Source organism: Desulfosediminicola flagellatus (assembly GCF_005116655.2).
Taxonomy (GTDB): Bacteria; Desulfobacterota; Desulfobulbia; order Desulfobulbales; family Desulfocapsaceae; genus Desulfopila; species Desulfopila flagellata.
The window spans coordinates 4,682,570-4,697,392 of record NZ_CP050698.1; the positions used below are offsets into that span (position 1 = coordinate 4,682,570).

The window sequence follows — 14,823 nt, forward strand, 5'->3', positions numbered from 1 at the left end:
ATCCACAGTGAGGGACTCCCATACAATGTTTCCCTCGTAACTGGTTTCAAACATTAATCATGGTTTCAGATTTATATGAGAGAATAACGGAGAATTACAATTTGAAGAGAGAATTTTCAACGTAACGAACCACATTCGATTATGGTTCGTCACACTGAAATATCGTTCACACGAGGGGAGTTTACCTTGAGAATTGCACAGTGAGATCTTTCGTTGAACTTTTGAGTTGGACAGTATTGAGCTTTTCAAGTTCATACCGTTTTATGATATAGCGAAGATCATGGACGTACCGGACACCCAGTTCCGAATAGCGTTCAAGCCCGATGGCAAGATCATGCCCGGTTAATGCCAACTCGTGTTTTTTCAATTCTGCGCGTATTTCGCGTAAACCTGAATACGCCCAGACACTGTTAAGATTGTGAATATAACTCCGGGTCGCCTCATAGATCGAATCAAACGCTGCAACTTTAACATTGCCACGTCTGGAGACAATGTACTGGCCTTTATTTCCCTTAGAAAAATGCTGGCCATACAAGGCGTTCCCTTCCAACGCAAACCGCGAAGTCCCCCAGCCAGATTCATTAATAGCCTGGGCCAGCGCTAATGCTACAGGTACAACATCAACCCTGAGCAGCAACTCTTTGGTATCCTCAGGGTTGCATCCATACCCCCATGCCAACCTGTTCAACCACCACTGCTCTTTTTGAGTGAGCCGCTTAAATTGTCTTCTTTTCTCAAATAATCCTTTCAAGCGGCCCCGTGTGGCGCTGATCTCATTATTCACCCGTAAAATATTTGGTAATACAAGTGAGATAAAGATTGATGTTTTATCAGGGACAGGAAGCCGCCCAAGATTTATTGGAAGATTTTCAGAGTATACAGGCGGTGCGAGCTTACTCTTGCGTATCTCATCAAGGTGACCATCATACTCATCGAGTATTTGGGTATAATGGCCTGCACCTGCCAACTCGTGCACACCACCACTGAATCGCCCTCCGTAAGTTTCCGGAAAAAGCAGGGGAGCGACACCATACCGAAGCGAAAGGCAGAAAAGCACAGAAACAGCTGTATACAGGGACAAAAATGCGGTCCGGGATATTTTCATTGAAGTTAACGCTATGGGAGGGAAAGGCAGGGACAGGGGTCACAATGCTGAATGCTCAGTGGCCAACCGACTGACTAATCTATTCCATTTCCTTAAATTTCTTTTTATCTTTTTTATGATAGAGATCGAAAAATATTACGCTGTTATCAGGGATAGCATCACAACCATCGCATCGATCTTCAAGTCGTTTATTTTCTTTGCGGCAGAGACGACACCAATAATATATCAACCTGTAATCTTTACGGCCGACGTACTTCTTGAACCTACCGTTATACAACCCGTTCATTTTTCCATCCGCATTCGATGGATCATCAAGTAATCTGTCGATTATCTTATGTATACGAGCAAAACCAGATGGATCTGAACGCTCGACACTATTAAGCTTTTTCTCAAAATAGGGCATCGGCTGATATACAAATCTTTCTATATCCATGGGGGAGTAAACCTTTCCATTTTATGCTCAATCCTACAACGATGTGCGAGTCATTATCCAAATAACGGATTAATATTTACCAGAATAATCAAAATGTAGCAAACTGCACAAAACCTATTCTCCTAAATACAGATCTTTACAAACCATCATGCTGTGTACATTGTTTCACTTTGTAGATGTATACAGCATCGATTGATTCCCACGTAACCAGAATAAAAAGGATTGATATGTCAAGTAGTTTTGGAACGCTATATAAGGTAAGTACCTTCGGAGAATCACATTGTAAAGCAGTTGGTGTGGTTATTGACGGATGCCCTCCGGGTCTTGAGCTTACAGAATCGGATATACAGGTGCAACTTGACCGCAGGCGCCCAGGCCAGTCGCATCTTTCAACCGACCGGCAGGAGAAGGATGCAGTAACCATCATCTCAGGTACAGAGCACGGCAAAACACTGGGAACACCTATCGCACTGCAAGTCGCAAACAGGGATCAACGCCCTTCTGACTATGGTGAGATGGCCCAAATCCCGAGGCCGTCGCACGCGGATTATACCTATCAAATGAAATATGGCCTGCGCGCATCTTCAGGAGGCGGCAGATCGAGCGCCAGAGAAACTATCGGCACAGTCGCTGCCGGTGCCGTAGCCGAGAAGGTGCTGAAAGAACGGTACAACATTGAAATTATAGCGTGGGTTGAGAGTGTCGGTGAACTTGTTGCGACTAAAGTGGACCATAACAGCATTTCCCGCGAAATGGTTGACAGCAATATTGTCCGATGCCCTGACCAGGAAGCAGCTGCCAAAATGCAGGACCTGATCAGCGAACTAAAAGATGCCGGAGATTCTGTAGGTGGCGTCGTTTCATGCGTTATCCGTAACGTCCCTGTCGGCCTTGGCGAACCCACCTACGAGAAGCTCGAAGCAAAACTTGCCCAGGCTATGCTGGCCATTCCGGCAACCAAGGGGTTTGAAATAGGCTCAGGCTTTGCCGGCACAAAGCTTCGCGGGTCTATCCATAATGACCCGTTCATCCAAAAAGGTTCACATCTTGGAACTGTTACCAACAACTCCGGCGGCATCCAGGGTGGAATTTCAAACGGCGAAGCTATTTACTTCCGAGTCGCCTTCAAACCACCTGCAACCATTGCACTTCCGCAAAAAACAGTAGATTTCCGGGGAGTCAGCACCCTGCTGGAAGCCAAAGGACGGCATGACCCGTGTGTTGTCCCGCGGGCGATACCGATTGTCGAGTCAATGTCTTCACTTGTCCTGCTCGATATGGCACTCAGACAGGAAGCCAGAAAGAGCATGATAGGCTGACAAGTAACATATTAAAAACACTTAGGTATCATTAACTGCAGCATTGTCTTCATCGTAATCAAGGATATGGGGACAATGCTTTGCCTTTCAGGAGAGGCAAATTTTAATAATTATGGAGGAAAGCCCTCTTACCTAAAAAAATAGTGCTTGAATCTATGGTCTGAACACTGTAGAAAAAATGTGATGTTGTTGTCACGCACTAAACTGACGATAACTTTATACCGAAATGTGCTTGCGATACCGACGTGACATAGTACCTGGCTATGCCCCGTGATGGTGTCGCTGTTGCTGTTTGCACTGTACCCTCAAAGAGGCATTGGATATTTCCCCACCAAATCCTCTGTATCTCGGCAATATTTCCAGGAGTGTCGTTTAACCGGCAGCCATATCATTCGCATGACTCCTAAACGAAGCACTCTCAGTTATTATCTGGATAGGCTCGGACCTCCCGAAGGTCTGCTCCTACTTATTCTTTCAGTTATTGTCGGCGCCGGTACCGGTTTAGCTGCAGTGCTGTTCATCAAATTAATCCATGCCATTCAACATCTTTCATACACCTCCTTCTCAGCAGCCGTTCCGATACTTGGTAAATGGGTCTATGTCATTGTTCCGATAGTTGGTGGCTTGCTTGTCGGTCCGCTGATTCTTTTCGCGCAGGAAGCCAAAGGACACGGTGTACCTGAAGTAATGCAGGCACTCATCCTGCGGGGCGGTCGTATCCGCGCCAGAGTAGCCGCTGCAAAAATTGCCGCATCAGCACTTTGTATAGGAACCGGTGGTTCTGCCGGTCGTGAAGGTCCGATTGTACAGGTTGGCTCTGCTCTCGGCTCAAGCCTCGGGCAGATTCTGAGACTCTCTGATGAACGTATACGTAATCTTGTCGCCTGTGGCGCTGCAGCTGGTATTGCCGCCACCTTTAATGCCCCTATTGCAGGTGTCGCCTTTGCCATCGAAGTATTGATGTGCGGCCTTCAGGTTCGTCATTTCGGCAATGTTGTCATAGCTGCCGTCTCCGCCTCTATTGTCAGTCACTTCTTCTTTGGTAATCGTGTTGCATTTGAGGTTCCAGTATACACTATGAACACACCGGTAGAGTTGGTTCTCTACCTTGTGCTCGGTTTATCCGCCGCCATTATTGGTATCATGTTCATACGGATGCTCAATTTCAGTGAGAATCTATTTGATAACTGGGACTTCCCGCAAATCTTTAAACCAGCCGTAGGTGCTGTATTTCTAGGAATTCTTGGTTTTGCCTATATGCACCTCCCTGAAGTTGCCCAGCCCATGAGCGGCGGAGCACACGGTGGCTCGGGAGCTATCATCCCGCATATGTACGGATCAGGCTTTCCGTTTATTGAGCTTGCTATTCAGGGCAAAGCCAGCCTCTGGATTCTTGCAATTCTTGTAATCCTCAAGCCACTTGCGACCTCCTTTACTCTTGGTTCAGGTAATTCTGGTGGTGTTTTCGCACCATCCCTTTTCACCGGTGCCATGCTTGGTGGCGCAATGGGGCATCTCTTTCAATACCTGTTCCCTGATATCGCTGGCAGTCCAGGCTCCTATGCTCTGGTCGGAATGGCAGCCCTTTTCTCGGCCACTGCCCGCGCCCCGCTCACAGCAATGCTCATCGTCTTTGAAATGAGCAATGATTATTACATGATCCTGCCACTGATGATTGCCGGCATCGCCGCCTGTTATTTTGCCCAGTGGCTCCACCCAGAATCGATCTACACGTTGAAGCTGGCAAAACGTGGCGTACGCTTCTCTGAAGGCCGTGACATGGATATCATGCAGGGTGTGAAGATAAGCGAGGTGATGAAAGTTCAGCCGGTAACAATCCATAAAGATCAACCACTGTCTGACCTGATGGCTCTCTTTCAGGAAACGAATCTCCACGGATTCCCGGTAATGAAAGATGGTGGTAAGGTGTGGGGTATTGTCACATTAAATGATATCAATCGTGCCCAGATGCAGGAGAATTTTTCAACAAAAGGGTTGCGCGTCTCAGATGTCGCGGTTGAAGATCCGATCACTGTATTTCCCGACGAACCTATCTGGGTCGCGATCCAGAAAATGTCACCGCGTGATCTTGCCCGCCTGCCTGTTGTACGGCGTGGCAATTCCGGCCGCCTCGCCGGTCTTATCAGTCGCTCTGATATCCTTCGGGCCTATGATGTGGGTGTTGTAAGAAAGCAGCGTGGACAGATTATCCAGGATGATGTTGAGCTGAGAAAACCTGCAGATAACGGCTTTGCGGAATTTGTTTTGAAAGACAGCGATGCCTGTAACAATTCTATGGTTAAAGACATGCAGCTGCCGGACACGGTCAATCTCGTTTCCATAAAACGTGCCGGGCAGATCATTATCCCTCGAGGATCTACCTATCTTGAAATAGGGGACGTGGTAACTGTATATGGCAAAACAGCAGATATCGGAAGATTAAAAGATATCCTCAACAGCTGCCAGATACCACAACCTCAATAGCATATTGAGGTTGTGGTACCTCGTTTTCGGACAAAATTATCTCGGGTTTCCTAAACTGGCAACCCGAGATACGCCATTATCCCTTCTGCTGCGCTACGCCCTTCTGCAATTGCCGTCACCACCAGATCTGATCCCCTCACTGCATCACCACCTGCAAAAACTTTTGTATTACTGGTCTGAAACGGAAATTGACTGTCAGGTTTTGCCTTTATTAACCGCCATTCATTCAGTGAAATGCCTTGCTCCTCAAGCCATGGCGGAGGACTTGGCCTATACCCAAAGGCCATTATCACCGCATCTGCCGGTAGTACCTGCTGAGTTCCAATCACAGGCTCAGGCCTTCTACGCCCCTGATCGTCAGGTTCTCCGAGCCGCGTGGTAACAACTTCAACCCCCCGGACTTTGGAATTGCTTCCTTCCTGCAGGCTGAGTGGCTGAAGGTTCCAGAGAAACTGCACTCCCTCATCTCTGGCATTATGTACCTCTCTTGCGGAGCCGGGCATATTTTTTTCATCCCGCCTATACGCACAGGTTACTGATTTTGCTCCCTGGCGAATAGCTGTCCGTACGCAGTCCATGGCTGTATCACCGCCACCCAGTACGACAACCCGCAGTCCTGCGAAGTCGAGTTGCGGATGCTCTTTTCTGTTAAAGCCCATAAGCATGTCGATATTGCCAATAAGGTACGGCAAAGCGTCATAGACTCCTTCGAGGTCCTCACCTGGAAATCCGGCTCTGATATTTTCATAGGTGCCTATACCGACAAAAATCGCGTCAAAACTGCTAAGTAATTCATCAAATTCAACATCCTGCCCAACTTCAACACTCAATCGGAACTCAATGCCCATATCGGTGAAAATCTCTCTTCTGAGTTCCATCACCTGCTTATCAAGTTTAAACGGAGGGATACCAAATGTGAGTAAGCCGCCTATCTCAGGATTACGATCAAAAACCACAGGCGTAATACCATTTCTGATAAGTACATCAGCACAGGCCAGGCCTGCCGGTCCGGCACCGATTACAGCCACTCTCAAGTCCTGCTTCACAACTTTGCTCAGATCAGGACGCCAACCGCGAGCAAAGGCTGTATCAACAATGTGCTTTTCAATCGCCCCGATAGTTACTGCACCAAAATCAGGATTCAAGGTGCAGGCCCCCTCACATAAACGATCCTGTGGGCAGACTCTACCGCACACTTCCGGCAGGCTGTTGGTCTGGTGACACAGCTCTGCGGCTTCTTCGATACGTCCTTCATTGGCGAGCTTCAGCCAGTCCGGAATGTAGTTATGTACAGGACATTTCCACTCGCAATATGGGTTTCCGCACTCAATGCATCGATCCGCCTGCATTTTTAACTGATGTTTTTGAAACGGTTTATAAATCTCTTTAAACGTGTTTTTTCGATCATCAATTTTTTTCTTAGGAGGATCAACACGGTCAACTTCTATAAATTGAAAGAGGTTTTGATTCATGAGTTCCTCACTTAATGTGTATTTGCCATCATTTCAACAGGCGAACCACCTCTGTGACCAAGCAATGTCTCAAGATCACTGGTTTTCGGTTTCACCAATTTGAACATCGGTACAAAGGTATCAAAATCAGTAAGAATACTTTCAGCACGTGAGCTGCCTGTTTCTTCTAAGTGTGCACTGATAATTCCCCGAAGATGCTCAAGCAGCACTTCCCGGTCATTGAGATCAAGCAGCTCAACAAGCTCAGAATTCATTCGGCCTGCCAAAGCTCCATCCTGATCAAGCACATACGCAAAACCTCCAGTCATACCTGCCCCGAAATTCACCCCCGTCTGGCCAAGAATTGTTACGACTCCTCCGGTCATATATTCACAACCATTATCACCGATACCTTCCACCACTGCTTTGGCACCTGAATTTCTCACAGCAAAACGCTCTCCAGCCTTTCCAGCCGCATACAACCTGCCTCCTGTTGCTCCATACAGACAGGTATTACCGATGATCGTTGCTTCATGAGACAGATACGATACACCTGAAGGCGGCCTGACCACGAGTTTTCCTCCGGCCATACCCTTACCTACATAATCATTGGCATCTCCGGTCAGCACCATATTCATTCCAGCCGCATTCCACGCCCCGAAACTCTGCCCTGCTGTACCTTCAAATTCCAGTTCAAACGGCGTTTGCCCCATCCCCGCATCACCGTGATGCGTCGATATACACCCTGAAAGTTTTGCTCCAACTGAACGATCCGTGTTGCGAATCCGATAGGAGCCTCTCCCTTTTTTATTCTCAATTACAGATTCTTCATGTTCTTCGAGCAGTCTGATATTCAGGTTGCCCGGATCGACAGGATCATTGGATTCTGATTGATATAAACCGGTACCCTTCCCCGCCTTTACGGGTGCAAGAATATCACTCAGGTTTAACCGCTGCTGCTTTGTCGTGAAACCGTCCAGTTCTGTGAGCAGGTCAGTTCTGCCGATAAGGTCAACTATTCTCGTGACGCCCAGCTCTGCCATGATCTCCCGGGTTTCCCGCGCTACGAATTTAAAATAGTTCATCGCCATCTCGGGAAGACCGGTAAAGAACTCACGCCGCAAGGTCTCATCCTGAGTCGCAACTCCGGTTGCACAGTTATTCAGATGGCATATCCGCAAATATTTGCAGCCAAGCGAAATAAGCGGTGCAGTGCCGAAACCAAAACTTTCTGCGCCAAGAATTGCTGCCTTAACGATATCAAGCCCGGATTTCAATCCCCCATCAACCTGCAATCGAACCTTATGACGCAAACCATTTGCCACCAGCGCCTGCTGGGTCTCGGCCAATCCAATTTCCCATGGACTGCCTGCGTATTTCACCGATGTAAGCGGGCTGGCACCAGTTCCTCCGTCGTAACCTGAAATGGTAATCATATCCGCATATGCCTTCGCTACACCGGTGGCTATTGTGCCGACTCCCGGCTCTGAAACAAGTTTGACACTCACCAGGGCATTGGGATTAACCTGTTTGAGGTCGAAAATGAGCTGAGCAAGATCCTCAATGGAATAAATATCATGGTGCGGTGGCGGAGAGATGAGCGTAACGCCTACAATAGAATGACGAAGTTTAGCTATTTGCGGTGTCACCTTATGCCCGGGTAACTGACCGCCTTCACCGGGCTTTGCACCCTGAGCCATCTTAATCTGGAGGACATCTGCATTAACCAGATATGTAGGAGTGACCCCAAACCTGCCGGAAGCTACCTGCTTAATTCGTGACACACGTTCAGTGCCGAACCTGTTCGGGTCTTCCCCCCCCTCGCCACTGTTTGAATATCCCCCAAGCCTGTTCATAGCTATAGCCAGAGCCTCATGGGCTTCCTGACTCAAAGCCCCGATTGACATGGCGGCAGAATCAAATCGTTGATAAAGATTCTCGGCGGGCTCGACTTCGCTCAGCGAAACAGTAGCTCCTGATCCTTTAATCTGCAAAAGATCTCTGAGGCTTGAAACAGGCCGTTCGTTCACATGTTTAGAAAATATACGATAGTCATCATATTCACCAGAACGCACCGCCTTTTGCAAAGACTGGACAACATCAGGGTTAAAGGCGTGGTATTCTCCTCCGTACACATATCTGATAAGTCCTCCAGGAGGCAGTGGCCTGTGCCGGGATCGCCAGCCGTAATGAGATTGTGCCAGCTGATCTTCATGGAAGTCACTGAACTCCGCACCACCAATCCTGCTGGCAACACCCCTGAAACAGAGATCAACCACACTGTCTGACAACCCCACAGCCTCAAAAAGCTTAGAACTCCTGTAGGAGGCAATCGTTGAAATTCCCATCTTTGAGAGAATTTTCAATAAGCCTTTGTTTATTCCTGTACGATAGTTCCCGACAACCTCTTTCAGTGGCTTTTTGATAACAGCTTTATTCACAAGCTCTGCAAGGGTCACGTACGCAAGCCAAGGATAAACAGCCGTCGCCCCTACCCCTGTCAGCACTGCAAAATGGTGGGAATCACGGGCGCTGCCGGTCTCGATGATAATGTTTGTGTCACACCGCAGGTTGTTATCCACGAGACTCCGCTGCACTGCACCAACAGCCATCGCTGCCGGGATTGGTATGGTATTCTCACTCACATCTCGATCTGAGAGAATGAGCAGCACTGCACCATTTCGTGCCTCCTCAAGCGCTTTGTCACAGAGCTTGACAAGGACTGCACCAAGATCCTCTTTCTCAGGATAATTGAGACTCAGCACCACATTACGATAATGTTCTTCCGATAACTCTTTAAGCTGCTGAAAGTCGCTCGGCACAAGAACAGGCGAATCAAACAACACCCTGTGTGCATGACTTTTTGTTTCGTTAAAAACATTTTGTTCGCAACCTATGCAGGTAGCAAGCGACATAACATGGCTTTCGCGAAGAGGGTCGATCGGCGGATTCGTCACCTGAGCAAACTTCTGTCGAAAGTAGTCGTAAAGATTACGATGTTTCTTAGAAAGAACAGCAACCGGGGTGTCATCTCCCATTGAAGCCATTGCTTCCTTGCCGGTCTCACCCAAAACACGGACGACCTGTTCGATTTCCTCACGACTGTACCCGAATATCTTCTGGAAGATTATTAATTCATCACTCTCACCAACCGGTTCCATGCTAAAATCTGCGATCAGGTCAAATGGCACAAGTCTCTCACAGGAACTCTTCATCCATTCAACATAAGGATGTTGTGATTTCAGTTCATTGTCTATATCCCATGATGCCCATCGTTTGCCTGTGTGGGTATCAATTACAAACAGTTCACCTGGCCCCACCCGTCCCTTTTCGATAACCTCATCAGGATCGTAATCCCAGATCCCGACCTCAGAGGCAAGAGTGATCAACCTGTCCCGGGTGACTACATATCGCGCAGGCCTCAGGCCATTACGGTCAAGCCCACAAGCTGCAAAGCGGCCATCACTCATGACAACCCCTGCAGGACCATCCCAGGGTTCCATGTGCATGGAGTTGAAATCATAAAAAGCACGCAGGTCATCACCCATGTCCGGATGTTTTTGCCACGCTGGCGGAATCAGCAATCTGAACGCCCTGAAAAGTCCCATTCCACCTGCCAGAAAGAGTTCCAGCATATTATCGAGTGCCGAGGAATCTGATCCATGTTCATTCACAAAAGGCGCGGCATCCTGAAGATCCGGAATAAGGGGGGAATGAAACTTATAACTCCGGGCTCTGGCCCACTGCCTGTTGCCGGTAATAGTATTTATCTCACCATTATGTGCCAGGAACCTGAATGGCTGGGCCAGCTCCCACCTGGGCAGAGTATTGGTTGAGAATCGCTGATGGAAAAGACAGATCGAACTCTGCATGCGAAGATCCGCAAGGTCAGGGAAGAATTTGGGCAAATCAGCAGGCTGACACAATCCTTTATAGATAACCACAAGGTTTGAAAGAGAGACTACATAAAAATCCGGATCATCTGCCAATAATTTTTCCACCCGCCTACGCACCATATAGAGGCGACGCTCAAGATCAGTGGCCCCCCAGGCAAAAGGAGCATTAATTATTACCTGGCATATTTGTGGAAGCGTCGCACGTGCCAAATCACCAAGGACATCAGGGTCAATCGGGACGTCCCGCCAGCCGACAACGGTTAACGTTTCGCGGGAAAGTTCGGTATCAATCAGTTTTTTTGCAGCAGCTGCAAGGCCTTGGTCTTGGCTTAGAAACAGCATGCCCACAGCATACCGGTTGCCCAGTTTGATATTCATCTCTTTTGCTACAGATTGAAAAAAGCTATCAGGCTTTTGCAATAGAAGACCGCAACCATCCCCGGTTTTACCGTCCGCAGCTATTCCACCGCGATGAGCCATACGGGCCAGAGAATAGATCCCCGTGCGAACAATTTTGTGGCTTGCCTCCCCATCCATATTTGCGATAAGCCCAAAACCGCAGTTGTCTTTTTCAAGGGCACTGTCATAAATGGCCATTTACTGCCTCCATTCAAGATGGTTACCGTAAAACGGCAAGAAAATATTCTTTAACTGTCCCGATACTTATTCTACAGGTTAGCAGAGTAAAGCTGCTGCTATCAATCATAAACAGCTCCCGATGATTGTTAAGCAGTAATCTGGCGTAAGATTGAAGCTAATGCTATACTGAATTACGTGTATCAGGCCTTCTTAAGGATAAACATCCCTTACATGATATTAATTCATATCATGAAAATCAGGTAAGATTTTGAAAAAACACACTACTACATTCTTTTTCGTTCTTTTTTGTCTGCTGTTTTCAACTGCCTCATGGGCCGATCGCACAGTTGGATTTCTTGTCCCTGTTTCAGGACTCGGGGACCAGTCGTTTAACGATATGACCTACGCCGGCCTGATCCAGGCACGGGCAAGTCATGATTTCAGACTTATCAGGGAACAATCTGAAGGATTCACCGAAAAGTCCAGAAAACACGCAATGGATCGCTTAATCGACCGTGATGCAGATATCATAGTGGCAAATGGCTGGGAGTACAGAGATGTGGTGGCAGAGTACTCCCGAAAATACCCAAAGCGCATATTTATTATCCACGACTTTCCATTGGAAGGACTCCCCAATGTAATCTCGACTATCTACGGGCAGCATGAAGGTTCTTTTCTTGCTGGAGCACTTGCCGGCTGGATGAGTAAATCCAAAAAAATCGGTTTTATTGGTGGAATGGATATGCCGGTTATTCGCGCTTTTCAAGTCGGTTTCAGAGCCGGAGCAGAATACGTCACTTCTGAGATTCAGGTCTCTGAAATGTTTTTATCAACACCGGAAAGTGGTGATTCGGGATTTAACAATCCTAAACTCGGGTTTAAAACTGCCAATAGAATGTACAACGATGGTATCGACATAATCTTTGGGGCAGCAGGCCTTTCAGGTAACGGGATCATCCAGGCTGCAAGACAGCAACAAAAATTTGTAATTGGAGTTGATGCAGATCAGGATCATATGGCTAAAGGATTTGTCCTGACAAGTGTCATAAAACGACTGGATATGGCTACAATCAACATATTAGATAATATCTTCAATGGAAAACACGTTCAGGGAGTCTATTCCTTCGGACTCAAAGAGGCCGGTGTATCATTGAGCCCGATGACCTATACAAAACACCTTATACCAGAGGATGTACAAAAAAAGATTGAATCTTTACAACAACAGATTATTGCCGGTGAAGTTAAGGTACCCAACCCTCTGGAAAAAAATTAAACCATTACAAACATAGTGTTATAGATAAAAACGCATCTCACTTCATGAATAATTTTTTCCTCATTTTATCACTCCTTCATCTTGTACTATTCCCTTCCTGCTGCTCTGCATGGACAGTTGGCTTTCTCACAGGTTCCGGTGGCCTTGGGGATGAATCATTTAATGATATGACATGGAAAGGAATAGCTAAAGCCCGTGAAGAATGCAGATTCAATATCATATACCGGGAATGGGAACAGGAGTTGGTAATGGACACCCTTATGGAGGAACTAATTGATGACGGGGCAAACCTTATAGTTCTAAACGGTGATCAGTTTATCCCTACCCTTCATAAATACGCTCCCCTTCATCCGGAAGTACAGTTTATAGCCAACGATTTTAATGGTGGGGAGCTCCCCAATCTGAAATCTATTATCTATAGTCAGCACGAAGGTGCTTTTCTTGCCGGAGCTCTCGCCGCTCTTCATTCTGAATCAGGGAAGGTAGGTTTCATAGGCGCCATTGATATACCGATAATCGAATCATTCAAGGTTGGGTTTATTGAGGGTGTGCGACATGTCTCTCCATCAACCACTATATCTGTCGAACACATCTCACAATTGCCCGACTATAGCGGATTTAACAATCCAGGCAAAGCGTATTCCATTGCCACAGATCTGTATAATCAAGGTATTGATGTTATTTTTGCCGTGGCGGGACTAAGTGGTAATGGAGTCATACTGGCTGCCAGCGCAAACAACACATTCGTCATAGGTGTCGATGCAGACCAGGATCACATGGCTAGAGGACACGTACTGACCTCAGTGATGAAACATCTTGATAAAGCACTCTTTACAGAAACGTTGCAGGCATGCAGACAGCAGTTCGAGCCCGGCGTCATCCAGTACGGCTTTAAAAATGGAGGAATCTCACTCACAGAGATGAAATACACACACCAGATAGTAGGTAGTGATACCCACGACATATTAAACGTACTTAAAAATGACATTATATCAGGAAAAATTATCGTCACTGACATTCTCAGTGAACACTTGTAATCTTACCATTATGAATCGTTACATGTCTAACCAACAGGAAACGTCTCCTGAATAGTACTTCAGGAGACGTAGAATGGCAGGATCAGAAAATCATACGTTTTTACTCTACCGAACTCACCTCATAGTCGGCACCTTTCCAGGCAAAAATCCCACCGGGATGTCTCATAACGTTTGTATATCCAAGCTTGCGTGCCCACATGGCACCATTGTGACTCCGTGTGCATTTAACAAAGCCGCAATAGACCACAATTTTTTTGTTTGTATCATCTCCTAAAAGAGCGATAAAATCTTCTTTCGACTTGCCGTCGGTCTCGTTACTGTCCCACTCATTCATTTCCGGGATAGGGAATAAGAACTGCTTGGCACCAGGTATGTGATTTTTCTTATAGCTCGCTTCATAGGGCATGGTGTCAATCACCAGCATATCTTCTCCGGCTTGCATCGCTTTGTGTAATTCTTCAGTCGTAATTACTCCATAATCTCCGCGAGTAACTTCGCGAACGAGCTTAACTGCTGCTGCTTCCACAGTTACTTCTTTTTCAAACTTTGAGTCTCCAAATCCGAAGGCATTGGAACCAAGGCAGAGTGGTACTGCAATCATCAACGCAACCAGTGTCTTTTTCATTTTTTTCTCCATCTCATTTTGATGTATATCCATATGCATACCAAAAACCGTACCCCAATGGGACACAGAGTAATAAATCACGTATCAGTGCGATTCTGAGACCTGAAAATGCCTTGTACTCAGGGTCCTCAGGTCCGAAACAACCACAATCAATATCCAGGCCGATATGTATGCCGTAACTCAGGACTGCGATAAAGCAGATCATCATCAAAGCGACCGACCAGAGACCTTCAATCCTTCCTCTCAAAAGGGCGAGAGCAGCAACAACTTCTGCTACCGGAAGCATTCGCGCAACAGGCAAAATTGCTGCATCAGGCAGCAGCCCGTAGGCATCTATTATAAGTGCAAATTCCTGAGGATTAACGATCTTTGGTAAGCCCGCAAATAGAAACACAGCAGCCAGCATCCATCGACAGACGCGATCAGTCCAGATAAACCAGTGACGACAACCCATTATTGCTTTTCTCGTGTTCTTTTTTGCTCAGCAAAAATCTCGATTAAATGATCTACCTGAAATACCAAACTATATATTTTCAGGTTTCCCCTGCGCCTGACACTATCCACAAGATTTATACGTTTGTCAAATTGGTATATCCTATACATAAGAGCCCTACTTATCCG

The 14,823-nt window shown here is 46.9% G+C and carries 10 protein-coding genes; 4 read left to right on the forward strand and 6 right to left on the reverse strand.

Features of this window, described 5'->3' with window-relative positions:
• Positions 1-181: 181 nt before the first annotated feature.
• Both FCL46_RS19375 and FCL46_RS19380 read right to left on the reverse strand, forming a co-directional pair.
• The gene (locus FCL46_RS19375; protein ID WP_136805776.1) at positions 182-1,105 is read right to left on the reverse strand and encodes a glucosaminidase domain-containing protein; all 924 of its coding nucleotides are present in this window, start codon (positions 1,103-1,105) and stop codon (positions 182-184) included.
• A gap of 79 nt (positions 1,106-1,184) precedes the next feature.
• Entirely contained in the window at positions 1,185-1,538 is a 354-nt protein-coding gene (locus FCL46_RS19380) for a type II toxin-antitoxin system RelE family toxin (RefSeq protein ID WP_136805777.1), read from the reverse strand.
• Positions 1,539-1,765: 227 nt separating this feature from the next.
• Between FCL46_RS19380 and aroC the strand changes: the two genes are divergently transcribed.
• Both aroC and FCL46_RS19390 read left to right on the forward strand, forming a co-directional pair.
• Positions 1,766-2,857 carry a chorismate synthase gene (gene aroC / locus FCL46_RS19385; protein WP_136805778.1) on the forward strand — a complete coding sequence of 364 codons (1,092 nt, stop codon included), beginning with the start codon at positions 1,766-1,768 and terminating at the stop codon, positions 2,855-2,857.
• 396 nt (positions 2,858-3,253) lie between these two features.
• Positions 3,254-5,341 carry a chloride channel protein gene (locus tag FCL46_RS19390; protein ID WP_228723251.1) on the forward strand — a complete coding sequence of 696 codons (2,088 nt, stop codon included), beginning with the start codon at positions 3,254-3,256 and terminating at the stop codon, positions 5,339-5,341.
• A gap of 50 nt (positions 5,342-5,391) precedes the next feature.
• Here the strand turns inward: FCL46_RS19390 and FCL46_RS19395 are convergent, their stop codons facing one another.
• Both FCL46_RS19395 and gltB read right to left on the reverse strand, forming a co-directional pair.
• Positions 5,392-6,813 carry an FAD-dependent oxidoreductase gene (locus FCL46_RS19395; protein WP_136805779.1) on the reverse strand — a complete coding sequence of 474 codons (1,422 nt, stop codon included), beginning with the start codon at positions 6,811-6,813 and terminating at the stop codon, positions 5,392-5,394.
• Positions 6,814-6,824: 11 nt separating this feature from the next.
• A complete protein-coding gene (gene gltB, locus FCL46_RS19400) occupies positions 6,825-11,285 on the reverse strand; it encodes a glutamate synthase large subunit (protein ID WP_136805780.1) in 4,461 nt (1,486 codons plus the stop codon).
• Between the two features lie 250 nt (positions 11,286-11,535).
• Here gltB and FCL46_RS19405 point away from each other — a divergent pair, with 250 nt between their 5' ends.
• Positions 11,536-12,540, forward strand: coding sequence for a BMP family lipoprotein (locus FCL46_RS19405; RefSeq protein ID WP_136805781.1), 1,005 nt, complete (start codon positions 11,536-11,538; stop codon positions 12,538-12,540).
• A 44-nt stretch (positions 12,541-12,584) separates the two neighbouring features.
• Positions 12,585-13,577, forward strand: coding sequence for a BMP family lipoprotein (locus FCL46_RS19410; RefSeq protein ID WP_136805782.1), 993 nt, complete (start codon positions 12,585-12,587; stop codon positions 13,575-13,577).
• Positions 13,578-13,677: 100 nt separating this feature from the next.
• On the opposite strand, the gene FCL46_RS19415 is transcribed toward FCL46_RS19410, so the two are convergent.
• Positions 13,678-14,202, reverse strand: a complete 525-nt coding sequence (locus tag FCL46_RS19415; RefSeq protein WP_136805783.1) for a rhodanese-like domain-containing protein — start codon at positions 14,200-14,202, stop codon at positions 13,678-13,680.
• A 13-nt stretch (positions 14,203-14,215) separates the two neighbouring features.
• Entirely contained in the window at positions 14,216-14,656 is a 441-nt protein-coding gene (locus tag FCL46_RS19420; RefSeq protein WP_136805784.1) for a MauE/DoxX family redox-associated membrane protein, read from the reverse strand.
• Positions 14,657-14,823 lie beyond the last annotated feature (167 nt).